We start from the raw sequence: 24,050 nt of genomic DNA on the forward strand, positions 1-24,050 counted from the left end.
CTACTCACTAAAAGAAAGGAAGTTATTATTTGCCTAGTAATAAAAAAGAAGGTATTATTTTTGGGTTGTTTATGTGTTTCGGTATGGTTTTAATTATGTCCGTTTACAACATGGCGTTACATGGATTTTCATCATTTACAGTAGGTGGTGTCGCGATCCAATTTATCATAACATTTATTGTCGCATTTATCGCAGAGTCGTTGGTTGAACCAAAAGCGCGCAAACTTGCATTTGCTCTGCCATATGATAAATCCAAAGAAAACAATTTTATTTTAGCAATTGCTATTTGTATGGTCCCTGCAATGGTTCTGATTATGTCCGTCTATGGGTTAATTTTGACAGCGTTCATGACAGGTATTGAAGGCTCTATTTTCTTAGCCTATCTTAAAATAGTTGGGCTAAACTTTATAGTCGCACTCCCGGCGCAATTACTGATCGTGGGGCCGTGCTCACGCAGGCTACTGATCAAATATATTAAACCAGCAATACCAAAACCAGAACTAAATATTTAAATGAATATCTTTCGCAGCAAAATATGCGGCATATTTTGCAATTAGCCGTTAAAAAGCTAACTACCCCATATATGGATAGTTAGCTTGTTCTTTTACGATTCCAAGTCAATAAGGATTGGTCGCGATGAAGCTTGCCGCTTTTACGTAAATCCGAGGATTCAGCTTTAATTGATTCACGATCACTTCAGCAATATCTTCAGCTTGTATTAGTTTTGAATCATCATTTTCCTTAATTAAACTTAACTCCATAGCCAAGTCAGTTGCCACCGTACTTGGAGTTAATGCAGAAACACGAATATTATTTCGACGGACTTCCTGTGCCAATGATTCAGTGAATCCAATTACTCCGAATTTAGATGCACTGTATGCACTGGATGTAGCAGCTCCGTTCAACCCATTGGTCGATGAGATCGTAATGATGTCGCCGCCATTTTTTTCAATCAATTGAGGTAAGACGGCATGTGTCACATAATAAGTACCCATTAAATTCACATCAATGATTTTTTTCCATTCCTCTGGTTCCATATCCAGTACCGAACCAAAAGTCGCAATACCCGCATTATTTATTAAAATATCTGCAGCACCTAAATCAGCAGTTAATGAGGCAATCGCCGCTTCCACTTGCTCTTTAGATGAAACGTCAGCCGTAGCATACGCTGCTTTCACACCAAATGTTTCAATTTCAGTAGCCACTTCTTGTAAAGTTGATTCAGTTCTTGCAAGTAAACCAACCGTTACCCCTTCTTTTGCTAACGCAATCGCAGTCGCCTTTCCAATCCCTCTAGCTGCACCTGTAATAAATGCTACTTTTCCTTTTAAAGATTGTGTCATGTGATCGTCTCCTTTTCATACTGATATCAGTCCCATTATACTGCTTGCCATGGGGTATAGCATGGATTTGAATTCATGTGAAGTTCATGAACTATCACCATACAATCTATACTCATTTGATGATCTCAATGAAGTGTTTTAAAATCCTAGCGGTTAGTCCCCAAACTGTGTATTTTCCATATTCAAAAAACCATTCTTCCATTGAATGGGCTCGCCATTGATATTGATCACCGTTCATAATCTTTTCAAAAGGAAAGGTGGACGATGGAGCTGGCTGAACGGAAACTAAATGCATATACGGCTCATAGTTCAAGAGCCATTTTACAGGAATCGTGAAGACCTCTTCCACTTCATCTTTGTTATAGCTATGAATAGTCTGATCATAATCAATGGTCGCAACAAATGGGTAGACGACAAATGAAGGAGAGGCCACATAAGGACTTAATTGCCCTATCATAGTGATCATTTTTGGATCAACACCTAACTCTTCATTTGTTTCACGTAAAGCAGCAGCCATAGGCGATGCGTCTGTGGCATCTATGCGACCGCCAGGGAAACTTATATCCCCTGGTTGTTTTCTCATCGTGAGTGAACGCACTTCAAACAGAACATGCCATTCTCCATCTAATTCAACTAACGGAATTAGCACTGCGGCACGAAAAGCGGTCTCCTCTCCAATGAATAAAGACTTATTTTCATTTAACTGTTGCTTTAAGTGATCAAGATTCATGAAGTTTTCTCACCCCGACATTTTACATCTATCGTATCATTAGAGAGTTCCCATTTAAAGAATTTCAAAAAAAGCCACCCAATTTAAGCAAGGTGACTTCCTAATTTAATAAGTATATGATCTCTCATCTTTTCACGAGTTTTCCTTGTACAACGTAACGTTTGTCTTTACTGTTAACTGAATTATTGCATGTAGACAGTGTGACAATTTGATCATCTCGATTAACTTCAACAGGCATTTCAATTAATGAACGCGATTCTACTTCCTCTAAATAATGCATGAAGTCTTCATCCGTTTTAAAATTTGTCTCAATGTAATAAAAGTCAATTGTCGTTTCATACGCAGCGAACACTTCGATATCATAACCATCATAAAGTGTATCCATATAAATCACGGGATGGTCATCTGCATAACTTTGCTTACCAAACTTCTTCAAACTACCAAACATCGTATCATTTCTCATCGCATGTCCGTAAATCACTGTATTGCGGCTCATATCTGTCACATCGTTACGATAGTCCATAAACACACTGCCAGCACGGCTATATTCGCCTTTAAAATTGCGATTCAGATAAAAGTCATTATCTTCCGACTGCAATATAGGATTGTTCAGTTTTGTTCCTTCTACTGAAAGCCATCCGACAATCTGTTCGTTCACCGCATGTAACTCTTCAAATTGCGGACGCATTGTATAGCGAGATAAAATATCCTCTTTAGATGAACTCTCCGTCTCCACAGCTTCTACACTATTTTCCAACGCCGTCTCATAGATCAATTGCGTTTCCTTCAAAGAACTAGAGGCTTCAACGTATGTATAAAGATACTGCGCTAGTAAGTAACCTGAGTAAAGGAACACGGCCAAATAGACGAACGGCATCAATTTAGAAATACGTTTTCTCATTCGGAGACCCCCTAAATACCAAGTGACATCATATAGAAGCCAATCTCGTCATCTTCCTTAAAAATTGCATTGACACCATACACTTTTTTTATGACATCCTTAGTGATTACTTCCCTCGGAGGGCCTTCTGCAATAATTTGTCCATCCTTCATCATGATAATCTGATCACTATAGCGGATTGCCTGGTTAATATCATGTAATACCATCACGATCGTCAACCCATACTCTTCATTTAACGATTTCACGAGTTCCAATAATTCGATTTGATAATAAATATCTAAATAGGTGGTCGGTTCATCCAAACAAAGGATTTCAGATTGCTGTGCTAATGCCATCGCAATCCACACTCGTTGACGCTCTCCTCCTGACAACGCCTCTAAGTCATTATGTCGTTTTTCGACTAGATTCGTAACAGATAATGCCCAATCAATTGCTTGATGATCCTCTTCCTGATTACGCTGTAGCATTGTCTTGTGAGGCAGCCGACCAAAGCTAACAAGTTTTTCAATTGTCAAGTCTTTCGGCACATCGTTTTGCTGGTAAACAATTGCAAGTTTCTTTGCAAATTCTTTTGGCTTATACATGACCAAATCGCGATTTTCTAATGAAGCGGAACCGGATTTCGGCATGTTATTTCTGGATAAGACGCTTAATAACGTTGATTTTCCACAACCATTCGGCCCAATGATTGTTGTAATTTCACCTTTTGGAATCGTTGTCGTCACACCATCCAAATGATTTGTTTTATTATCATGCGATACGATGATACTCTTCATTTCCATAGCTGGTCACTCTTTTCGCAGTAAGAATATTAAGAACGGTCCGCCGATAATCGCCATAATCGTAGAAGCAGGTATTTCTAGTGGTGATACAATCGTTCTGCCGATGGTATCAGCCAATAATATAATAAGTGCACCTAAAAGGGCTGTAAATGGAATCAATACTTTATGATCGTAGCCAACCAAACGACGTGCTATATGCGGTACGAGTAACCCTACAAACGAAATCACACCAGCTACCACAACCGAAATTGCCGCTAGTAACACTGCCACCGCCGCAATGATCAGTCGGGCACGCGTTACATGAAACCCAATGCTTTTCGCTGTTTTATCTTGCAACACCAGTAAGTTGCACCAACTATAGAGCACAAATGATAAAATCAATCCAATTGTACCGTACGTTGCAATCGTCGATACATCACTCCATGTACGCATTGTTAGATTCGAGCCAATAACACTCGAGGCTGATACATTTAGCGACCCCCCAAAGCTAATGAACGCTTCCGTTAACCCTGTAAACATAGCATTGATCGCAATTCCAACCAGAATCAACTTAAGCGGGCTCAAACCTGATCTCCATGACAAGGCAAAGACGAGAAAACAAGCGAATGCCCCTCCCATGAACGCAAATAAAGGCGTCATGAAAAAGAGCGCCGGGAAGAATGAAATAATGAATAGCTGAACAAACGCCGCGCCGGAAGATATCCCGATAATACCTGCGTCCGCCAAGGGATTGCGCATAACGGATTGTAATAAAACACCGGAAACGGAAAGAGCCGCACCTGCAAATAGCGCAACAATCATTCGTGGAAAACGCAAATCTCGAATTGCTTCCATCTGACTGTTACCCGGTTCAAATAATGCTCCTAAAAATTCAAAAAAACCTATCTTAATGCTGCCGGTAGTAGCTGAGTAAACAATGGTCACGATGAGTAACACAGCTACTACCGCATAACTTACAATTCTTTTTGTCATGGTGGTCTTCCCTTTTCACTTGAATTCATCAATTAACGATAGAAAATCTTCATTAATTCCTTTAACGCCTCAGGTGCTTTCAATGAGGCTGTCGTTCCAAAAAGCTCTTCTTCAAGATCGTATACTCTATCGTTCTTCACTGCATCAAAATGTTTCCAAACATCATTTGTTTGAAATTCCTCATTGAACATTTCCACGACTTCTTCTGGCATTCCATGTGATAGGCGCAATATGATATCAGGATTGCTGTTATGAAGATATTCTGTATTAGATGATAAGTATTCTGGATCTTGGCCTTCCATTACGTTGGTGCCGCCCGCGCGTTTTACCAAGTCCCCTGCATAAGAATTTTCAGTAGCCACTAAATAACTTCCTGGAATCCCAAGTAAAATTAGCACACTTGGTCCTTTTCTATTCGCTGCAACCGTTTCTACTGCATCAATACTTTTCTGCAAATCGGCAACCAGCTTATCGGCTTTTTCTGTCCGTTCATAGCGTTCACCGAGTGTCTGAATTTCCTGTATCATAGAATCGACACTTTGGAAGTTTAAAAAATGTGCCGGTATGTTCAATTGCTCAAAACCATCCGTCAAATCATATTCCAATGTAGAAACAGATAAAAAGTCCGTTGGGTTCAGAGACTTTACGATTTCCATATCAGGCTGCATGGCATTGCCGATCGTAGGAAGATCATTGAAACGACTGGCTAATTGCTTTTCAGACTCTGGCACGGCAATTGCATCAATATCTAATTTATCAAGAATTTCTGCAATCACGACAGTCCCCGCTATGATTCGTTGATCATTCGTTTCTTCAGCTTCATTCTCAACAGGCGAGCTTGCTGCTTCCGTTTCTTTACTGGTATCGCTGCCACTGCACCCGGCTACAACGGATAATGCCATAATCGCTACGAAGAGCATGAAATTTCTCCATTTTTTTTGCACGTTGTGATCCTCCACTCATTACTCATTAACCATTTCTTTTTTTCCATTCTTAATACGACGAATCAGCAAGATCCCCGATAGGATACAGACGAAGAAAAGAAGACCGACCTTTAATAAATTGAAGGGTATGACTTGTTCATCTGGCTTATAGGCGATTTGATCCCCCTTCACCTCTTCTTCTGCCACCTGTCTGACTGGTAGTTTCTCATCTTTCTTCAGTTCATCCAAAGTACGGTCAAATAGTAATTGCTCTTCTACAGGAACTTCTTTAGGTGTTGCGACAGTTGGACTCGACTGCTTCTCCTTACGAGATGGCCGTGTTGACTCAGGTGATTGTACAGGCCTTCTCACAAGAGGTATCTTTGTCTCATTCGACGTAACCAGTTCAGGTATATCCACTTTGGTTTCAAATATCATTGCTTGCTTTTCATCGAACTGTAACTGTGTAAAGTAGCTAGACGAATACATTAATTGAGGAATTTCCACTTCAGCCCAAAGCCGGATTTTCTTGCGGAAATCTTCCACTTCAAACTCAATAATACGTGTGTTGTCACTCTGTGAGATGACTTTCGGCTCTACCATTTTTCCTTGACGCTCTACCGTCAGAACTTTGATCCAAGATGATTGGATGATCTCCATCTGTGCATAAAAGCTGTCATCTTTTTCAATTATTTTCATGACAGGGTTTACATATGTCTGCATGACGGAGAGTTCTTCTTTGCCGTCTTTTAATAGCGTGTAATTGATAAGGTCACGGCTTTGTTGACTGTCACTTATTGATGGTTCTTCTCTTTCGAGGAATGAATCAAAGTTAATTACCATTTCCTGAGAAAACACTCTCGGCTTTTCATCTGCCGATAATTTTACTGTCCCTTCGAGCACGATCTTCTGTTTTACATCTTTCATATCAAACTGAACTAAATTTTCAGATCTATCCAGTAGGGAGTTAATTGTGGTTTCCTGCTGTTTTGCAGTTATGGAATTGATGATGCCGCCTTCAAACCTTATTGGAACCGACAATGCATATCGACCTTCATGGATGATTAACGTAGCGTGCTTGCTGAATAACTCTCCCAGTTCCACCGCTTCAAGTGCTAGAAAATTTAGTTCAACTTGATACACGCCATTCTTAAATTTTGTTGGTTCATCTGCTGTTACGACAGATTCTCCAAAATGAAAAGGAAGCAGCGCAGAGATGATTGATGTAAGCAAAGCTATATAGATTATTCTTCTCATTTCCAACGGTCGCTCCCTTTAATTGAAAAACAATTATGCCTCGGCGTAATTGCGTCCAGATTTTGAATTGTGCTTAGACCTACAGGATGTAGGTCATGCAGGTGTTGCCACAGGATGTGGCGATCTTAGCCTACATACTTCTATTATTCAGCGTGCTGCTGAATAAAGATAAAACGACAGGAACTTCCTCCCGCTGAGTAGAACAGCGAAAGGAAGTACATGTTAAAACTTATTATTTCTCCATAAATTCAAGTGAACCATTTAAGATCTTAGCCATTTGTGTACGTTTCAATGGGCTGCCTGGATTGATAACTGTCTTACCGTCCGTCGTTTTAGAGCCTGTCATTATATCTCCCGCATACAGAAGAGCGAAAGCCTTTTTCGTCTCTGGATCTGTTATAAGAGCTCTGTCCGCATAATAGGATAGACTTGTATCTCCGTAGCTCATTTCTTTACCTGCAGCGTAATTTACGGCACGATAAAGCATCAATGCGCCTTGCTGGCGAGTCAATGTGTTATTCGGATTGAACTTGTCACCTTTTTTGACGATTCCTGCTTCGGCCAGCGCGTTGATTGCACCTACGCGTTCTTTGTCTGTAATGTTAGCGATATCCTTAAATCCTGCAGATTGAGTTGAGTTCAAGTCCAACGCACGTGCTACCATTAATGCAAATTGGGAACGTGTAATGTTGTTACGAGGGTTAAATTGATCTGCACCTTTAACAATTCCCTTTTCATAAAGAGCTAGAATCGCAGCTTTATTTCCATCCTTGTCAATATCTTTAAAAGGATTCGCACTTGGAGTTGGATTTACAACTGGCTTGTCGCTTGGTTTTACACCATCCAAGCCAATCTGAACTTTGTGATTTGAATCATATTTAACGCCTGCTTCGTCTACGATAACGTGAAGCTCTGCATCAACTAATTTTGTAAGATCAGCCACGTTAAATGTGTATGTGCGCTCATCTGTTGACTTGTCTTCGGTAGCAATCGCTATTTTTTTGCCATCGATTTTGAATTCTTGAATATAGTGACCTTTCGGAAATGTTACTGTTACTTCATTGCCATTTGTTACTTTCTTAACGCTTGCTGTAGGTGACATGTAATTCTTCATGATCGATTCTTCACTCGTACCATCTTTGAACACTTGCACTGCTACATTCTTAACTGCCTCTGCTTCTTCTTTAGCAACCTGTGCTTTGAAATCGAAGTCATACCAATGATCCATATTGGCAGCAGCTACAACTACATGGATTTTACCTGGGTAAACGGTATCCGTTGCCATTGGGAAACTGTATGTAATCGTCCCGTCTGCATTTTTTACTTCTGTTGCATCAACATATGTTTCGCCCTGTTTTGTCTGAAGTCCTGCAATCATTGGTGCAGATTTGGCCGGGATTGTTAATTGAGCTTCATATTCACCGTCTTTTTCAATTAGCTTTCCTTGAGGGACGATGTGACCGCTAATTGCGGGCTGTGGCTCGTTAGTTCCTGGTTTGTATACATGAAAATCTATTACCTGATCCGTTGCAACTGTAGCTGCAATAGTAGTCGCAGCCTTGTCACTTGTTCCAATATTTGCAGACGCCGCTGTTGGAATGGAGAGTGATGCTGCGAGTAATGATGCAAGGACCACTTTCGTTGCGCGTGATGATTGTTTTTTCGTCATGATTGTTCCCCCTGTTTTCTTTTAAATTTAGTTCTATAAAGTAAAAATGCAGAACCTGCTAACGCAAAGATTAATAGGTATGGCGCTGAGTCACTAGTCTGTGGGTTTGCCACTTGTCCTTCAGTTGTTGGCTTTTTAGTTGTTGTGGCGTTTGTGGTTACTTTCTTATCTTCAGTTGTTTTAGTTTCATTCGTAGCTGGCGGAGTGACCGGAGCAGCATCCTCCATCGCATCAAAAACTATTGATACTGTGTATTCATGATGGTAATTAATATCTTCAATATCAACTTTCATCGCCGTTTTAATAGGTTGTGACAAGTCACTTACTGTAAATTGAACAACACGTGTGTCGGCTTCTTTATCTTCACTGACTATAGTCGCCCCGCCCGGCGGTTCGAACTTTGTAATCCACTCACTGTTTTTCAGTGTGATTTGCACGGTGGCAGTTCCATTTTTAGTCGTTACTTTCGCCGGTTTTACGAAATAATCATTGGCGATTGAAGCAGAGTTACTATCCGGCTGATTCACTTGATATTCGAGTGAATGTGTACCATCCGCAACCTGTGCTGAAGCTTTTGGCAAGGCAACAGTAAACAGTAAAAAACTTGTAAGTAAAACAAAAATAAATCCTTTTTTCACTTGTTGTAAATCTCCTTTCAATAAATCATTGTAAAAAATAACTGACACTAGGGAAGCCCCAACAACTGGGCAAAATTCCACATCTAAATTATCGCACAAATGGTAGAAAGTACGAATGATAAACTATACTTTTCTACCGTTTCTCATGGCATTTGTGTGACAATTGAAGATTCATATTCAATTGAGCCAACAAATGAGAACGATTATCATTTAATATATCCTGTTATTGTATCAATGTCAAACCTTTCTAAAAAGACTTAACTATCGTATTGTTCTAGTCAAATCATTCACCAAGCTGGGAGGAATACATAATCTATAAAGAGGAAGTTAATTAATAACGCGAGGAGTCGGATGATGGAATTTCATTCTTTTAGCGGAATTGTAATGATGATTGATGATTTTTCAACAGACCAAGATAATGAAGCCGGATGTTATAAGCTGTTCATGGTAGATAGCGGTTACGGAAACATAGTGAATTTTGTAGTAGGACCGACAACTTATTTTGTAGATCATGTAATGGTAGAGATAGGTGATCAGGTAACTGGTTTCTACGATGCAAATGCACCAGCCCCTCTTATCTACCCACCACAATTCAGGGCACTTGTCATGAGTAGAGATTCACCATATCAAAATGTGAAAGTGGACTATTTTAACCGTCGTCTGGAAAGTAGTGACGGAACGCTGCGACTGAATCTATCCCCGCAAACTCAAATCATCTTACAAAATGGCCAATCCTTTAATGGAGATATTGGCGGACGCGATCTAATTGTGGTATACGGTGCTTCTACAAGAAGTATACCTGCTCAGACTACACCTTATAAGATTATTGTACTTTGCTCTTAAACCGACCACGTTGGGCTCAAAATCGGTATATAAAAAGAGACGAACCCTCTACTTTTCGAGGGCACGTCTCTTCTTTTATTCAATCCGATAGAAATTTCTAGTCGTTGCATAAATCTTTCGATAGACTTCATCTATATTCAAATGCTTTATTTCCGCGATCGTTTGGATACTTTTGTGCATCATCGAAGGGTGTGTCACTTTTCCTGAAAAATGACCTTCAAACGGCCATGGTCCGTCTGTCTCGACCATCAACTGTGAAAGTGGTGTCTGGTCGACAATATGCTGAACCTTTACTTTGTATGTGACATCCGGTGTCACGGAGACGACATATCCATTCGCTAGGATACGTTTTAGAATTGTATCCTCTCCCTTAAACCAATGAAAATGTGCTTTTTCAATTGAATAAGACTCCAGTAGATCGCAAACAAGAGCAGCATCTTCATAAACGGCATGCAGCACGATCGGCAACTCATAGCCCTTCGCCTTTCGAATGAATTGCTCAAGTACTTCTATGTAAGGTTCTACTTCTAAATCAGGTTGTTCTTGACGCGTATAATACGGCAAGCCCACTTCTCCAATGGCAGTAAGCCGGTGACTGTTTTGATCGATTACGTTCAGGATTGCTTGAAGCTCTTCCTCAGCCGGCAAAGCTTGTTCTGGATGATATCCGATTGCTGGTTTGATCCTATTGTCTAAACCTGCTAGTTCCAATTGACGATTGGATGATGCTAAATTATTCGATACAGTGACTAGTGCATCAACCGAACTTTCTTCTAACTTGTCTAGGAGAACGATTCTTTCCCCGTCTTCGTACATATCCAAATGAATATGGGCATCAATCAGACGTCTGCTCATGAACACCCCTCGCTTTCTGTTCCTACAATGTTTGAACATTCCGGAAGTTACTATACAATCAGAACTAGATGATCGTTGCTATATTTATCATATTATCACGTCTAGGGGGTTATGTTCTTTGCGATTGCTGCAAGCCGGATTTCATTATTATCTTGCCGGTCTAATTGTTTTGACGTTAGGCATCACATTAACGATCCAATCCGCACTGGGTGCTTCACCGTTTGATGCCCTTCTTGTTGGCTTATACCGCACATTTGGCTTAACAATCGGCAGTTGGGAAATTGTCGTTGGGGCAGCAATGGTCTTTTGTAACGCCATTGCGGAGAAGAAAAGACCTGAATATTACGCATTAATTTCGGCATTTATCACTGGCCTTGGAATTGACGCATGGTTATTTTTATTGCGTGATTGGATTGCACCGGGAACTTGGATCGGTCAATGGATCTGTACAGGAGCAGGAATTGTATTGATAGGTCTGGGTATTGCGATTTATTTACAATCCCAATTTGCGCCCAACCCAATGGATCGTTCCATGCTAATATTATCCAAGCTAACGGGTTTGAGTGTGACGTATACCCGCGCCATGATCAGTTTTATTCTCGTTATCATTGCTTTATTATTTGATGGAGCAATCGGGCTGGGGACGCTAGTGAACGCGCTATTTACAGGAGTATTTATTAGTTTTTTTTCACCTTACATAAAAGCACTAACAAATCGTCCAGAACTACTTAAGTAATGAAAAAACCGTAAAAAACTGACGTGTTAGTTCAAACATTTATGGATGTTCCTGCTAACACGTTTTCTGGTACGCAGGCACCTAACGCTTCTTTCGTTGATATGTGGAAAGCAAGACTCCGCCAACTATAAATAAAGATCCCAAAAGTTCTGATCCAGCGATTGGTTTGTAAAGCAGTAATACTCCCATTACCATGGCGACAAAAGGTTCAAGATTAGATAATATAGATGCCTTTGAAGCATCGACATACCGTATATTATTGTTCCAAATCAATGTCGCAATGCCGTGCACCACAATGGCGGTACTAATCAGAAAAGCCCAATCTGATATCTCGAAGCTGATTCGCAAAGGAGTATCTAATGTAAAAGCGAAGGGAATTGACACCACTAAACCGACAACATTTGAATAGAGCGTAATGGTGAATGGGTCTATTCGTTGAGAAAGAAGTCTGGTCATTATAACCATAATAGCGAAGGTAATCATCGTGATCACAATCCATATTAAACCTTTGTCGATCTGCAGGGAAGATACGCCCCCTCTGGTCACGACAAAATAAATCCCTATAAGAGCAACAACTGATCCCATCAACATTCGAATGGGGAACTTTTCTTTTAAAAAGATAGCCGCTAATACGCCAGTTACAATAGGTGCTGTGGCTAAAATCAATGCAGAAGTTGTAGGGTCTGCCGTTTGCAACCCTTCGAAAAATGACCATTGATTGATGAAAACGCCAATTACTCCAAGAAAAAACAGCGCAAGGAAGTCTGCTTTCGTAACTCTTCGTAACTGCTTTTTGTAAGCAGATATCCCAATTAGAAATAATACGATAAATAAAAGTCTGAGTGTGGTTAACATGGAGGGGGAAAACACTTCAACTAACATCTTTCCGAAAACAAAATTGCTTCCCCATACCAGCACACAAAATGTTAGCCAAGCGTAAGCTTTTAACATTTGCATCATCCTTCCTGCAACATAATGCTAACTGCCCTATTTTATACCCCGCAAGAATTTTCGTATACATTTTTGTTTGGTTCTTATCATTTACGTTCATATAACAGTTAAAAAAAGTACCCGTACCATACTGATTTCGGAAATCAATATGATGCAGGTACCTTAATTTTTTATAAAAGCCCCGAAACCTACTAGGACACCCTTCTTACATTAGTCGTTCACTTTCGGAGATGGATAGTCAAAGCCTTTCGTATCTACTTCCACCTTCTTCATTTTCTGATCTTCTAACGGCTTATCTGAAGAGTCTGTTTCAGTAGCAACGATTGCATCCACAGTTTCCATGCCCTCAATTACTTTTCCAAACGCAGCATATTCTTCGTCAAGCTGGGACGTATCTTCTGCCATAATAAAAAATTGGGAGCCTGCAGAATTTGGTTCCCCTGTGCGTGCCATAGAGACAACGCCGCGTTCATGTTTCAGATTATTTTCAAATCCATTACTAGTGAATTCCCCGTCAATCGAATATCCCGGACCGCCTGATCCATTTCCCGAAGGATCTCCCCCTTGGATCATGAAACCTGGAATGACTCGGTGAAAAATCAGTCCATCATAATAACCTTCCTCAACTAATGAAATAAAGTTGGCTACTGTATTTGGAGCTACAGAAGGATCTAATTCTAGGACGATTTTTTCGTCGTTATCCATCGTAATCGTCACAATCGGGTTTTCTTCCACTTCTTCCGAATAATCTGCTTCTTTTACCGGTTGTTCCTCTGATTGCCCGTCTGTCTTCTCCTCCTGCTGCTCGTCTTTTGTTGACGATCCACACCCCACTAAAAGAAAAGCCAGCGCCATCAGGCTAAAGATTAAATAAAATGCTTTATTTCTTATAAACATCTACTTTTACAACTCCCTTATGTAATCTGCTCGTTCATTATATAACACATAATCAGGCAATTCACGCTAAATAGCGAACCCTATCCGATCATTCATCGTCATACTAACTTCCACAGAGACTACATCTCATCTTTATTTATATTTCCAGATTATAAATGAAACTAGAAGGAGATGCCCTATGAGAGACAGCCTAATTCAGCAAAAAACAGTAAAAACACAGATCAAGAGAGCCTGGCTGCAACTTGTCCATTTTGGATGGCAGCAAGCCCTGTCCTGCCTGTTTCCAGTCGTTATCTTTGGCTCCTTAGCCTTGACCCAAGTCATTCCCCTGCCTATACTGCCTCGATACGACTGGCTACTCATCATCTTTCTTCTTATGCAATGGTGGATGGTGCGTTCGGGGCTAGAAACTCGTGATGAATTAAAAGTCATCACTATGTTTCACTTGATCGGTCTGGCCCTTGAAGTATTTAAAGTTAATATGGGATCCTGGTCATACCCCGAGGATGGGTATTTCAAAATACTAGGAGTGCCTTTATACAGCGGATTCATGTATGCAAGTGTTGCAAGCTATCTTTGCCAGGCATGGAGGAGACTGGATGTGAATCTCGTGAAATGGCCGCCACTTTGGGCAGTCGTGCCACTCGCCGCTGCCATCTACTTAAACTTTTTCACTCATCATTATTGGATTGATATTCGTTGGTGGTTGTCTGCGCTGGTTGTAATTGTTTTTTGGCAGTCTTGGGTCACATATGCAGTGAACGGAACACGATACCGTATGCCCCTTGCGTTTTCATTTGTACTTATCGGTTTTTTTATCTGGGTTGCAGAGAACATCGCAACGTTTTTTGGCGCTTGGAAATATCCGAATCAAAGCGACACATGGCAGCTGGTCGGCATAGGAAAATTAAGTTCTTGGCTGCTGTTGGTCATTGTTAGTTTTCTAATTGTAGCGACGTTGAAGATGATTAAAGAAAAACCACCTGTGAAATAGCAACTTAGAGAGACCTATACAGAATGGAGAATAAGTTATGCAAAAAGGTACCTGCGCAATATTGAACCCTATATTCAATAATGCGTAGATACCTTTTTTAATCAGACAAGCAATTTACTACTCCTATTCTCTATATCTTAGCGCCAAACCTTTTAAGAAATTTCTAGCGTATCGATCGCCACATTCCTTATAATTTCGGTGTCCTTCTTTTCTGAGAACTGCACTCAATTCACTTTTTGATAAATTAACCCCTGCATCCTGTAAGATCTCCAACATATCTTCACTCGTGAGCGAAAGTGCAATTTTCATCTTCTTGAGCAGGATATTATTCACGTTTCGGTCAGTCATTAAGAATTGGTTTTGCTCGTTCTCCGGCTTAACATCCTGCACTCCTCTTTTCAGGCTCACAAATCCATTTAAAAAGGACTCCAACATAGTATTATTGACTTCTTTAACGTACTCATTTTCTTGCGCTTCATCTTCTTTTGACTTCGACAACATTTTCTGAACTTCTTCTTTCGTCGTTTCCATACCACCCAACTCAAAAATCTCTACCATCGCTGTGTCTTTTATATCCAATGCATATCTTAATCGAGTAAGTATATCGTTATTATTCAATAGGATCACCTAACACCTTTCCTGTTTTAGCTGTTGTTCTAAGTATAGTACTATTTGCATTTCATTGTCTCAATTAACCCTTTTCTTTTTTCTCTATATTATTCAACTCATTTTTACATTATTAATACATTTGAAATATGAGAATTCCGATTCCACACAGACATTTATAGAAAGAAGCGCTCGAATCTTTTAAAGGAAATGATTCGTATACAGGAGAGGAGGAGAATAAATGCAGCCTACAAATGTAAAAGCTTGCACGCAATGCGGAGGATCGGCGATCGGAAAAGGAGTTCAAAGCGGATACGCAAGCGTGACAACTTATAAAAAGATGGGAATAGGTCATAAGCTGATCCATCTCATCTGTACGGATTGTGGTTGGGTGCTCGGGAGCTATGTGGAGAATCCGAGGGTCTTCAAGAAGACGATTGGAAAATGAAATGCTTCCGGTCTTATGCCTGAAAATAAGGCTTACCTATTTATCTCGCGTTTTATTTCCATTTAGAACAGCTGATAGAGTTACTACCACTCCATTAAAAGCTATGTAATACATTTCTAAATTCAATTGAAAAATATCAACGAATATTTTATGGAATTTAATGTCAGGATAAGTTTTTCGTTATTTGACGGTCATGAAGAAATCACCCCAAAAGGCTAACAAAACCTAGAGGGGGGATTGTCTTCGTTTATTGGTCTTCTACAATCTCTTGTGCTTCGTTCAACTGTTTCTTCATCATGTCTAACTGTTCTTTGTTTTGTTGAACGGAATCCATACGCTCATCATATTGCTCTGCCTTCGTTAATGCCTTTTCTGTTCGTGCTATCGAATTAAAAGCATGCTCCACAGCTATCTCCTCAGGATGCGACATCGCCTGCTTCACCGAACGATCAGCCTTCTGAACAGAATTGCTTAAAAAAGTGCCTGGATGATCCTTTTTCCAACTTTGTTTTGAATTCTTAGCCATTTACGATTCTTTCCCTCCTGCAAATAAGATATTTTACGGCATGCTTAGTATTGTAAAAAAACCTGGAACTATGCGTGGTCAGGGATTAATGACAGTAGATATAATTACGTGGCATTTCCTTTTATAACATTTATTTATAATAAGGTTCTCCGTTGCTAATGTAAATACGACTTTCCCAATAAATATTTAGAATATTTAGAAGGAGATAATACATATGCCAACAAATAAGCTTGTCTTAACAGGTGAGCAAGAAGTGGACTTAGTAAATATAAAAAACATTAACATAAGGATTCTCATTTCTGGATGAAAACTTTATCTTCCTCATCCTTTCCTATACAAAAAAACTTCCAGCCGATAGACAAGGGCTAGAAGCTTTTTTTATTAAATTAGAGATAGTTAATCTGGAAACAGTCATTCCAATAACTCACTTGAACAAGTTAATGGTTGTGATAATGATCGGCGCGCTAAATACAACATCAATAAGGAATGCACCGACAATTGGCACGACCAGGAATGCCGTGCGAGAAGGACCATACTTGCTCACGGTTGCGGACATGTTCGCCATTGCGTTCGGTGTTGCACCCAGCCCGTGACCTAAGAATCCGGAGATCATAACAGCCGCATCGTAGTCCTTGCCAAGCATTCGGAACATCACAAAGACGGCATATAGGACGATAACGATAACCTGGATGAGTATAATGCCGATGAGCGGTAGTGCGAGATCTGCAACTTCCCACAGCTTGATGCTCATCAGTGCCATCGAGAGGAAGATTGCAAGCGAAACGTCCCCGATTAAGTTGATTTCCTTCATGTTCACCGTACCCTTTACAAAGCGGTCAGTAAGATTCCGAACAATAACCGCTACGAACATCGCCCCGATATAGGACGGCAGGACGAAGCCGGTCACATTTGTAAACAAATCCCCAAGATACGTTCCCACTGCCATGGAGAACGTGAGAAGGGCAACTTGCACCATGAACGACCACTCTTGAATCGGCCTCTCATCATTTTCTACATATTCTTCTATTTTACCCGCTGATGGCTTTAAGTCATGTTTTTTAATCAGGTACCGCGCAACCGGACCGCCGGTAAGGCTACCACAAATTAGGCCAAGTGTGGCGGCAGCCATTCCAATCGTCAAGGCTGAGGAAACGCCCAAGTTCTCAATCGTCTGTCCGTAGGCCGCAGCACCGCCATGTCCTCCGTTCATCGAAACTGCTCCGGCCATGACACCCAATAGTGGATCAATTCCAAACAATTGAGCAAACGAAACACCGATGACGTTCTGCAAGAACACCGTGACGCCGCACAAGAGCAAATAGATGACTAAGAGCTTTCCGCCCAGTTTGATGAGCTTGAAGCTTGCTCCAAGGCCGACCGTCGTAAAGAAGGCGATCATGAACAACGACTGTAGCGATGTATCCAATGTAATCTCGACAATCCCCGTAGTTTTCAACACGAGCGCTAAAGTGGCGAATATCAAACCGCCGATGACAGGCGCCGGGATCAGGAACCGGTTAAGGAATCCGACCCGGCTGACAAGTGCCATTCCAAGCAAATAGAGAGCTACTGCAAGGAACAGTGTTGTAATCTGGTTGAGTTCAATCATATATCTTCACCTTTCTAAAAAGCCTTTACCGCTTCATTGATAAGTTCCCTCAGCCGAACCGTTCAACCGATTTATCAAGAGCCGGGTTAACCAAGCCTATGTTAAAGTTTGTCTTTTTTTACTTACGTGCCGAATGAATGTAGCCGGCTAATCACGGCATGATTCCGTTTCCCTCTCTCCTTGGTAAACGCTTTCATACCTAGAAAATAGAGTTATGTCGATATTTTACGGTAAACCTATTGAATCCTACAAAATCCGACATTTTTCGATATGTATTTCTAAAAAAATGATATTTTTTAATCTTTTGTTCAATTAGCCATCGCTATACTTTTCTTTTGCTTCAGCATTGTACGACTTGACTTGATAATTTACATAATATAAAAGACAAAACCACCTAAGTCATTGTCATGTCAACGTTTCAGGTGGTCCTCTCTATGAATTGCCTTATTTATGATAAGCTTCGCCATAACATATTTACCTGTAATTTGTTTATAGTAACCAAAGCTTTTTAACATGACCGTAATTCTACACATACAAAAGGCTTCTCATAAGCTCTGACTGCTTATGAGAAGCCTAAATCTTTTCTATAATTTTTGTGTAACCTTTATCTAAATTGAAGAAAGGCCTCTATCGGCCTTTACTTCGTGGGCTTAAATTGATCATCTAGGTATCGGGCCATAAATGCCGCGAAATGTTGACGTGATATATTAATATTAGGCTTAAATTTACCGTTGGAATAACCCGTTGTAATATTATTTGCTACCAACGCAGAAATATAGTTGTGAGCCCAATTCCCCTTGGGAACATCCTTAAAATCGGTTGGGTGAGTGCCTTTTAAATCATAAGCTAACACTAAGATTGCAGCCGCTTGCGAGCGGCTTAATTTTCCGGTAGGGTCGAAATACTTTTCACCTTGGGAATTAACTTTTCCGTTGACGATACCCAATTCAACAGCCTTAGCAATCTCCTCGTATCCATAATCACCAGGTGAAACATCAACAAATCCTGGGTTAGTAACATCTGAATAGTCGACAATTCCCTTTTCTTTCAAAATCAATCGTATAGCATGTAAACGTGTAATTGACTCATTTGGTTTAAATGTTCCATCTGGATAACCATTAATTATTCCTTTGTCTGTCAAATACATAATTTCATCGACATATGAACTTACATCTTTAAATGCTGGCTTTTCATCTGCATTCATTTCGAAATTAGGCGTTGTTTTAGGCAGCGTTCTAGCATTGGTTGCTTGTTCAAAAGAATAAGCTATATCTAATAGAGACTGTTCACTAAATGCCAACCCCATGAAAGAGATCCCAACAGGCAGTTCTTCACCAGTAGCACCGGCAGGAACAGTAATCTCAGGGAATCCTGTAGCAGACGCTACATAACTTGCGGCATACGTGTCATAGGCATCACATAAATATGTCGGGTCTTCCTTATCGAATCTTGGTGATGCAGGACATGACATTGTTGGAAAAACAATGGCATCCAAATTTTCTTTTTCCATTATTGATTGTACTTCATCACGTACTTTAGATATCTCTTTTGTTACTAAATCATTGTACTCTGGTGTGTCTTTAAACGCCGCTTGTTTTAAATTCGTTTTTAGACCTTCCAAACCTGCTGGATTTACTGGCGTTGCTGAATTCAAAATCTCTGGTGATTCACTAATTTTAATTATTTCTTCTAGTGTTTTCGGCTGACTTTCAGGGAACTGTTTTAGATACTCTTCCAACTGAGACTTAAAATTAGCTTCATTAATTGGCCCAATAATTGGTGTCCAAAGATATTGTGTCGTCTCTGAGAAAGATACCGGAATAAGTTCCGTCCCTATTTCCTCCATTTTCTTCAAGGATTTATTAGTAATTGTATCCACCTCAGCGTTGTCTCCAAAAAAGTCAACAGCTACTCCAATTCTTGCATTTTGTAAAGCAGTATTGTCTAAGGACTTACTATAGTCTTCAACTATATGTCCCTTTGCAGATAAGGTTTGGTCATCTTTATCATCGACTCCAGCCATAAAACTCAATGCAATCGCTACATCTTCTACAGATCTAGCCATTGGACCAGCAGTATCGAAATTTAACGAGGACGGAACGATTCCGCCACGGCTTATTAAACCTAATGTCGGTCTGATAGCGACAAGTCCCGTAACATGAGATGGTCCTCTGACCGATCCAGACGTATCAGTACCTAATCCAAATACACCAAAGTTTGCTGTGATTGCCGCGGCAGTTCCGCTGCTAGAACCAGAAGCATCACGTTTAAGGTTGTAAGGATTCAAGGTTAAACCGCCCAAAGAGCTATATCCTAATCTACCATAAGATGCTGCAAACTCTGACATATTTGTTTTTCCAATGATAATGGCTCCTGCATCCTTAAGTTTCCGAATAGCAAAAGCATCTTTTACGGGATAAGCATCCTTTAGTGCAACAGAGCCAGCCGTTGTCGGCATGCCTTTGACGTCAAAGTTATCTTTTACAACGATTGGAATACCATGAAGTACACTTCTTTTGCCTTTACTTTGTCTCTCTGCATCTAATTGCTTTGCAATCTCTATAGCTTCTTCATTAATATTAGTGAACGAATTAATCGCAGGACCTTGCTTGTCATATGCTTCTATACGTTCTAGATAATACTTAACCAACTGCTCAGATTTAATTTGGTTGTTATCTAAAGCATCGGAAATTTCGCTAATACTTTTTTCAAATGGATTAAATTCAGTTTCTTCCGCAGAGACACTTGCCAATGGAAGCACGGCTACTACTACCATAAGAGCTATCAAGGTTCTAACTCGATTTAATATGTTAAACATAATGTTTCCTCCCTATTCTAAAACAAATTAACTATAAAATTTTCACCCTGAAAGTTATATAACAATATTCAGAGGTCATTTTATACAACATTTCTGTATATCATAAACAAAGTTAAATATAATGGGTCAAAATGTTAGGATATCTAACACATTCTTTTGGTTATTGTTTAGATAGAAATTATACTTTTACAGTTTAAATTCCTGGATGGCTACTTCCAATTCATTTGACATCCTAGCTAACTCATGAGAAACCGATGAAACCTCCTCCATTGAGGCACTCATTTCTTCGGAGGATGCTGCGACGTTTTGAGAATAATTATTTACTTCAATACTCGTTTTTGAAACGTCCTCTATGTGAACTACCACTTCAGCTATATGATTCTTCATGTTTTCCATTGCTATGTTAACCTCGGATATTTTTGTTGTACCAGCGAGAATGGAGTCCTTAATTTCTCCAAACGCTTTCCCGCTTTCATTCACGAGTTTCATTCCTTCTTTTGCCGAGCTTACCCCTAGATTTACTAGACCCATCGAATCTTCAATGCCATCTTCAATATCTTGAATAATTTCATTGATTTGCAATGCTGAATTACTGGATTGCTCTGCGAGTTTTCGAACTTCATCTGCCACTACTGCAAATCCTTTTCCATGTTCGCCAGCTCTTGCAGCTTCAATTGCAGCATTCAAAGCTAATAAATTCGTTTGCTCTGAAATTGATTGAATGATAAAGCTGATTTGTCTAATTTCATTTGATTTTTCATTTAACATGCTAATTTTCTCAGCGGAAGAACTCACGTTTTTATCAATTTCAACCATTTGATTTACAGTTTGCTCAACGACATCACTGCCCTGTATAGCAGTTTCTGTCGAATAATGTATGGAATTACTTACATTGTCCATGCTCACTGTCACGTCATCAACATGCTTATACACTTCATTGATAATACCTACCGCATTTTTCATAGCAGCATCCTGTTCATCTGTTCCAGTAGCAACAAATTGAATTGATTCGGATATTTCATTGGAAGCTGTTTGATTTTCGATTGAAGAGGCTGCCAGCTCCTCAGATGTCGCAGATAATTGTTGGGATTCATGTGCAATTTTTTTTATTGTTTCTTTTAAACTGTTAGACATGGTATTGAAATTTTCGCCCATATCCCCGATTTCATCTTTCACCTTCACCTTGACTTGTTGAGTCAAATCACCATTTGACATCGCTAAAGACAAATCACTAATACTTTTAATTCTCTTCGTTATCCGTAAACTCATAACAATAGATGCGATTACAGCAAGAATCGCAAAAATACCGCCTATAAGAAAAAGCATTGAGCGAATAAAAGTAGCGGTACTTAAAATTTCATCCTTCTTTATAACAGCAATATACTTCCAGCCATCAATTTCTGAAGTGATTGTGTTTAATACATAGTCTTCTCCATCTAGTTCAGCTTCAAATGAGCCATCTTTGCTTAGATCTTTTAAAGAAGGTATGTTTAGTTTAGACACTGGTTGGAAGTTCAATTCAGGATCTTTTGGATGTGCAAGAATTGTTCCATCTTCTTGCGCGAGAATTACATAACCATTATCGCCTATACTAATTTCCTTGATAATATCTGTTAAGCCTTCCAAACTTACATCTAAACCTAACACACCTGTTTGTTTTCCATTTTTTTCAATCGACACTACATTACTTACTATAATTCCTTCTATACCAGTTGCCTCATAGGCGCTTGTTAATTTTACTTCACCTGGTTCTTCAATAGCTGTGCTATACCAAGGACGGTCTCTAGGATCAAAACCTGCTGACACTGGTCCCTCAGGATATTGGACATAACCTCCATCCGATGTGCCCATATAAACATAAGAAGCTTTAGGGTGATTAATACTAAATTGAGAAAACAAATTAAAAATGGCTTTCTCTTTATCCCCATTTTCTGAAGGGGTCATATCAATAGAGGCATCTCCCGCTATATCTTTATATGAAGTAATACTTGAATCGGCATTTAAAACGGAATTGTCATTAGCTAATAAATTGACATTTTCTCTAATCGTTTCAAAGTATAGAGAAATGCCATTGTCCACCTGTTTAATTTCTTTCTCGCTGAAACTGATATAATCATTCTCGGTTTTTTCGCTAACTGTTTTATTAACTAAAACTCCAATAAAAATAATTGGTACTAGTGATAGTAATAATGAAAAAACCAATAACTTCGCTTTGAACGAAATTCTTTTCTTATTCATTTTTACACTTCTTTCTGTTTATGATAGTGAATCAAAGCGTAAGTTACCAACAACTGCAAAGCTTCTAAATTGATAACTTAAAGAATCTCTTAATCCTTTCTAACTATATCTTGACGCCAAACTCATGCCAGGTAATTTTAAACACTAAAAAAGCTATTCTATATAATATAGAATAGCCAAAGGAATATATTAATCCATAAACTTGGTAACCAGGCGATCATTGTTTAGATTGCAGGACTTTTAAATAATCCCTAAACTTTAGACCCTAAGCTTTGCGTCCTGCCCTTTCAGATCAGTTTGCCTTTAACTTCTATAGTTTTAGTTTAAAATTATGCTCCCTTATAATCTCACGTAACTCCATTAAATTCAAGACTTTTTGACCGGAAACAACTTTTATTATGTGATAAAAGAATCATGTGAATAATTCAAAACTGATGAAAAGGGATGTTTTTTTCACTGTGTATATAGTTTTATAAATATGAAGTCAAAAATATGATTTCAAATTAGTAATTAATTAATTTTGGGACTTTATCCGGTATTATGCTGATACTATCACTCACCCGCCTACTATTAGTTACAATATTAACTAATCTCGATTGCTCTGAAACGCCTAAAAGGCCTATCTCCAGCTTCGAAATAGACCTTGAAAACTATTAAAGCTTCGCATTTTCTACTTCAATGGAAGCACTTTTCTTATGGTTCTCTTTGAATTCATTTATGTCTAGTGTCTGTCACTGACCGAGTCTCGTCTTATTTTATCGATAACCGCCTTTACTTATGATATGGCTCTCCCTTAATAATCCGAAACCCCCGATAAACCTGCTCGACCAGCACAAGTTTCATTAACTGATGTGGAAACGTCATTTTTGAAAAAGATAACTTCTCATTCGCCCGTTGCAACACGCTCATATGCAATCCAAGCGAACCGCCAATTACAAACACGATCTTACTTTTCCCATATGTCATTAGCGATTCTATACTCGCAGCAAATTCTTCCGAAGTTTTCATCTTTCCATCAATCGCCAAAGCAATTACATAAGCATCCGGAGCAATCTTCGCCAAGATCCGATCTGCCTCTTTCTTTTTAACAATTTCCATATCCGCTTCACTCAAAGTTTCGGGTGCTTTTTCATCCGCCACTTCAATTAATTGCATTTTGGCATAGCTTTTCAGCCGCTTTGTATACTCTTCAATTCCTTGCTTCAAATACTTCTCCTTTAACTTACCCACGGTCACAATTGTTATATTCACAACTTATCCACTCGCTCTCCAAAAGTTATACACAATACTTATACACATATCCACAGCACATTC

General features: G+C 39.5%; 23 protein-coding genes and 1 riboswitch. Of the genes, 5 read left to right on the plus strand and 18 right to left on the minus strand.

The annotated features are described in order from the left end of the window. Positions 1–29 precede the first annotated feature (29 nt). Complete coding sequence (locus B5D59_RS16800; RefSeq protein ID WP_009499291.1) at positions 30–512, plus strand: DUF2798 domain-containing protein; 483 nt, start codon at positions 30–32, stop codon at positions 510–512. A 105-nt stretch (positions 513–617) separates the two neighbouring features. On the opposite strand, the gene B5D59_RS16805 is transcribed toward B5D59_RS16800, so the two are convergent. From B5D59_RS16805 to isdC, 9 genes are all read right to left on the minus strand, one after another. After that, positions 618–1,343 (minus strand): 3-ketoacyl-ACP reductase, encoded by a 726-nt coding sequence (locus B5D59_RS16805; protein ID WP_009499292.1) that lies wholly within the window; start codon positions 1,341–1,343, stop codon positions 618–620. 112 nt (positions 1,344–1,455) lie between these two features. Then, a complete protein-coding gene (locus B5D59_RS16810; protein WP_009499293.1) occupies positions 1,456–2,073 on the minus strand; it encodes an NUDIX hydrolase in 618 nt (205 codons plus the stop codon). 124 nt (positions 2,074–2,197) lie between these two features. Then, positions 2,198–2,974, minus strand: coding sequence for a class B sortase (gene srtB / locus B5D59_RS16815; RefSeq protein WP_009499294.1), 777 nt, complete (start codon positions 2,972–2,974; stop codon positions 2,198–2,200). Positions 2,975–2,985: 11 nt separating this feature from the next. Next, positions 2,986–3,756 (minus strand): ABC transporter ATP-binding protein, encoded by a 771-nt coding sequence (locus tag B5D59_RS16820; RefSeq protein WP_009499295.1) that lies wholly within the window; start codon positions 3,754–3,756, stop codon positions 2,986–2,988. Between the two features lie 6 nt (positions 3,757–3,762). Further along, a complete protein-coding gene (locus tag B5D59_RS16825; RefSeq protein ID WP_078818741.1) occupies positions 3,763–4,728 on the minus strand; it encodes a FecCD family ABC transporter permease in 966 nt (321 codons plus the stop codon). 32 nt (positions 4,729–4,760) lie between these two features. After that, on the minus strand, positions 4,761–5,648 hold the full coding sequence (isdE, locus tag B5D59_RS16830) for a heme ABC transporter substrate-binding protein IsdE (protein WP_078818769.1): 888 nt from the start codon (positions 5,646–5,648) through the stop codon (positions 4,761–4,763). 42 nt (positions 5,649–5,690) lie between these two features. After that, the gene (locus B5D59_RS16835) at positions 5,691–6,908 is read right to left on the minus strand and encodes an NEAT domain-containing protein (RefSeq protein ID WP_139366042.1); all 1,218 of its coding nucleotides are present in this window, start codon (positions 6,906–6,908) and stop codon (positions 5,691–5,693) included. A gap of 232 nt (positions 6,909–7,140) precedes the next feature. Next, positions 7,141–8,577 carry an NEAT domain-containing protein gene (locus tag B5D59_RS16840; RefSeq protein ID WP_078818743.1) on the minus strand — a complete coding sequence of 479 codons (1,437 nt, stop codon included), beginning with the start codon at positions 8,575–8,577 and terminating at the stop codon, positions 7,141–7,143. Beyond that, a complete protein-coding gene (gene isdC, locus B5D59_RS16845) occupies positions 8,574–9,263 on the minus strand; it encodes a heme uptake protein IsdC (protein WP_245799557.1) in 690 nt (229 codons plus the stop codon). The genes B5D59_RS16840 and isdC overlap by 4 nt, the downstream gene beginning before the upstream one ends. A gap of 303 nt (positions 9,264–9,566) precedes the next feature. Here isdC and B5D59_RS16850 point away from each other — a divergent pair, with 303 nt between their 5' ends. Then, positions 9,567–10,058, plus strand: a complete 492-nt coding sequence (locus B5D59_RS16850; protein ID WP_078818744.1) for a hypothetical protein — start codon at positions 9,567–9,569, stop codon at positions 10,056–10,058. A 75-nt stretch (positions 10,059–10,133) separates the two neighbouring features. On the opposite strand, the gene B5D59_RS16855 is transcribed toward B5D59_RS16850, so the two are convergent. Then, positions 10,134–10,913: a TatD family hydrolase gene (locus B5D59_RS16855; protein ID WP_176132621.1), complete on the minus strand. Its 780-nt coding sequence runs from the start codon at positions 10,911–10,913 to the stop codon at positions 10,134–10,136. A gap of 118 nt (positions 10,914–11,031) precedes the next feature. On the opposite strand from B5D59_RS16855, the gene B5D59_RS16860 reads away from it, so the two are divergent. Continuing rightward, a complete protein-coding gene (locus B5D59_RS16860; protein WP_139366043.1) occupies positions 11,032–11,649 on the plus strand; it encodes a YczE/YyaS/YitT family protein in 618 nt (205 codons plus the stop codon). Positions 11,650–11,730: 81 nt separating this feature from the next. On the opposite strand, the gene B5D59_RS16865 is transcribed toward B5D59_RS16860, so the two are convergent. Both B5D59_RS16865 and B5D59_RS16870 read right to left on the minus strand, forming a co-directional pair. Next, a complete protein-coding gene (locus tag B5D59_RS16865; RefSeq protein ID WP_176132622.1) occupies positions 11,731–12,600 on the minus strand; it encodes a DMT family transporter in 870 nt (289 codons plus the stop codon). 210 nt (positions 12,601–12,810) lie between these two features. Beyond that, the gene (locus B5D59_RS16870) at positions 12,811–13,497 is read right to left on the minus strand and encodes a peptidylprolyl isomerase (RefSeq protein WP_078818747.1); all 687 of its coding nucleotides are present in this window, start codon (positions 13,495–13,497) and stop codon (positions 12,811–12,813) included. A gap of 178 nt (positions 13,498–13,675) precedes the next feature. Here B5D59_RS16870 and B5D59_RS16875 point away from each other — a divergent pair, with 178 nt between their 5' ends. Further along, complete coding sequence (locus B5D59_RS16875; protein ID WP_078818748.1) at positions 13,676–14,491, plus strand: DUF817 domain-containing protein; 816 nt, start codon at positions 13,676–13,678, stop codon at positions 14,489–14,491. Between the two features lie 123 nt (positions 14,492–14,614). Here B5D59_RS16875 and B5D59_RS16880 read toward each other — a convergent pair whose 3' ends face one another. Next, positions 14,615–15,115, minus strand: coding sequence for a YehS family protein (locus B5D59_RS16880; RefSeq protein ID WP_040760247.1), 501 nt, complete (start codon positions 15,113–15,115; stop codon positions 14,615–14,617). 223 nt (positions 15,116–15,338) lie between these two features. On the opposite strand from B5D59_RS16880, the gene B5D59_RS16885 reads away from it, so the two are divergent. Continuing rightward, positions 15,339–15,545, plus strand: coding sequence for a hypothetical protein (locus tag B5D59_RS16885; RefSeq protein WP_009499307.1), 207 nt, complete (start codon positions 15,339–15,341; stop codon positions 15,543–15,545). 247 nt (positions 15,546–15,792) lie between these two features. On the opposite strand, the gene B5D59_RS16890 is transcribed toward B5D59_RS16885, so the two are convergent. The 5 genes from B5D59_RS16890 to rlmH all read right to left on the minus strand — a co-directional run bounded on the left by B5D59_RS16890 (position 15,793) and on the right by rlmH (position 23,987). Further along, positions 15,793–16,071: a hypothetical protein gene (locus tag B5D59_RS16890; RefSeq protein ID WP_009499308.1), complete on the minus strand. Its 279-nt coding sequence runs from the start codon at positions 16,069–16,071 to the stop codon at positions 15,793–15,795. Positions 16,072–16,495: 424 nt separating this feature from the next. Continuing rightward, positions 16,496–17,680, minus strand: a complete 1,185-nt coding sequence (gene gltS, locus B5D59_RS16895; RefSeq protein WP_009499309.1) for a sodium/glutamate symporter — start codon at positions 17,678–17,680, stop codon at positions 16,496–16,498. 637 nt (positions 17,681–18,317) lie between these two features. Beyond that, positions 18,318–20,498, minus strand: a complete 2,181-nt coding sequence (locus B5D59_RS16900; protein WP_078818749.1) for an amidase family protein — start codon at positions 20,496–20,498, stop codon at positions 18,318–18,320. A gap of 186 nt (positions 20,499–20,684) precedes the next feature. Beyond that, positions 20,685–22,736: a methyl-accepting chemotaxis protein gene (locus B5D59_RS16905; RefSeq protein ID WP_078818750.1), complete on the minus strand. Its 2,052-nt coding sequence runs from the start codon at positions 22,734–22,736 to the stop codon at positions 20,685–20,687. Between the two features lie 201 nt (positions 22,737–22,937). Then, a riboswitch (cyclic di-GMP riboswitch) is annotated at positions 22,938–23,048 on the minus strand. A 459-nt stretch (positions 23,049–23,507) separates the two neighbouring features. Beyond that, complete coding sequence (gene rlmH, locus B5D59_RS16910) at positions 23,508–23,987, minus strand: 23S rRNA (pseudouridine(1915)-N(3))-methyltransferase RlmH (RefSeq protein WP_078818751.1); 480 nt, start codon at positions 23,985–23,987, stop codon at positions 23,508–23,510. Positions 23,988–24,050 lie beyond the last annotated feature (63 nt).

The sequence above is a fragment of the Sporosarcina newyorkensis genome (assembly GCF_900167515.1).
Classification (GTDB): domain Bacteria; phylum Bacillota; class Bacilli; order Bacillales_A; family Planococcaceae; genus Sporosarcina; species Sporosarcina newyorkensis.

What these genes read in the sequence shown, in the direction of transcription:
- B5D59_RS16805 (WP_009499292.1), bottom strand. Translation starts at nt 1,343, where the DNA reads ATGACACAATCTTTAAAAGGAAAAGTAGCATTTATTACAGGTGCAGCT.
- B5D59_RS16810 (WP_009499293.1), bottom strand. Translation starts at nt 2,073, where the DNA reads ATGAATCTTGATCACTTAAAGCAACAGTTAAATGAAAATAAGTCTTTA.
- srtB (WP_009499294.1), bottom strand. Translation starts at nt 2,974, where the DNA reads ATGAGAAAACGTATTTCTAAATTGATGCCGTTCGTCTATTTGGCCGTG.
- B5D59_RS16820 (WP_009499295.1), bottom strand. Translation starts at nt 3,756, where the DNA reads ATGGAAATGAAGAGTATCATCGTATCGCATGATAATAAAACAAATCAT.
- B5D59_RS16825 (WP_078818741.1), bottom strand. Translation starts at nt 4,728, where the DNA reads ATGACAAAAAGAATTGTAAGTTATGCGGTAGTAGCTGTGTTACTCATC.
- isdE (WP_078818769.1), bottom strand. Translation starts at nt 5,648, where the DNA reads ATGCTCTTCGTAGCGATTATGGCATTATCCGTTGTAGCCGGGTGCAGT.
- B5D59_RS16835 (WP_139366042.1), bottom strand. Translation starts at nt 6,908, where the DNA reads ATGAGAAGAATAATCTATATAGCTTTGCTTACATCAATCATCTCTGCG.
- B5D59_RS16840 (WP_078818743.1), bottom strand. Translation starts at nt 8,577, where the DNA reads ATGACGAAAAAACAATCATCACGCGCAACGAAAGTGGTCCTTGCATCA.
- B5D59_RS16850 (WP_078818744.1), top strand. Translation starts at nt 9,567, where the DNA reads ATGATGGAATTTCATTCTTTTAGCGGAATTGTAATGATGATTGATGAT.
- B5D59_RS16855 (WP_176132621.1), bottom strand. Translation starts at nt 10,913, where the DNA reads ATGAGCAGACGTCTGATTGATGCCCATATTCATTTGGATATGTACGAA.
- B5D59_RS16865 (WP_176132622.1), bottom strand. Translation starts at nt 12,600, where the DNA reads ATGTTAAAAGCTTACGCTTGGCTAACATTTTGTGTGCTGGTATGGGGA.
- B5D59_RS16870 (WP_078818747.1), bottom strand. Translation starts at nt 13,497, where the DNA reads ATGTTTATAAGAAATAAAGCATTTTATTTAATCTTTAGCCTGATGGCG.
- B5D59_RS16875 (WP_078818748.1), top strand. Translation starts at nt 13,676, where the DNA reads ATGAGAGACAGCCTAATTCAGCAAAAAACAGTAAAAACACAGATCAAG.
- B5D59_RS16885 (WP_009499307.1), top strand. Translation starts at nt 15,339, where the DNA reads ATGCAGCCTACAAATGTAAAAGCTTGCACGCAATGCGGAGGATCGGCG.
- B5D59_RS16890 (WP_009499308.1), bottom strand. Translation starts at nt 16,071, where the DNA reads ATGGCTAAGAATTCAAAACAAAGTTGGAAAAAGGATCATCCAGGCACT.
- gltS (WP_009499309.1), bottom strand. Translation starts at nt 17,680, where the DNA reads ATGATTGAACTCAACCAGATTACAACACTGTTCCTTGCAGTAGCTCTC.
- B5D59_RS16900 (WP_078818749.1), bottom strand. Translation starts at nt 20,498, where the DNA reads ATGTTTAACATATTAAATCGAGTTAGAACCTTGATAGCTCTTATGGTA.
- B5D59_RS16905 (WP_078818750.1), bottom strand. Translation starts at nt 22,736, where the DNA reads ATGAATAAGAAAAGAATTTCGTTCAAAGCGAAGTTATTGGTTTTTTCA.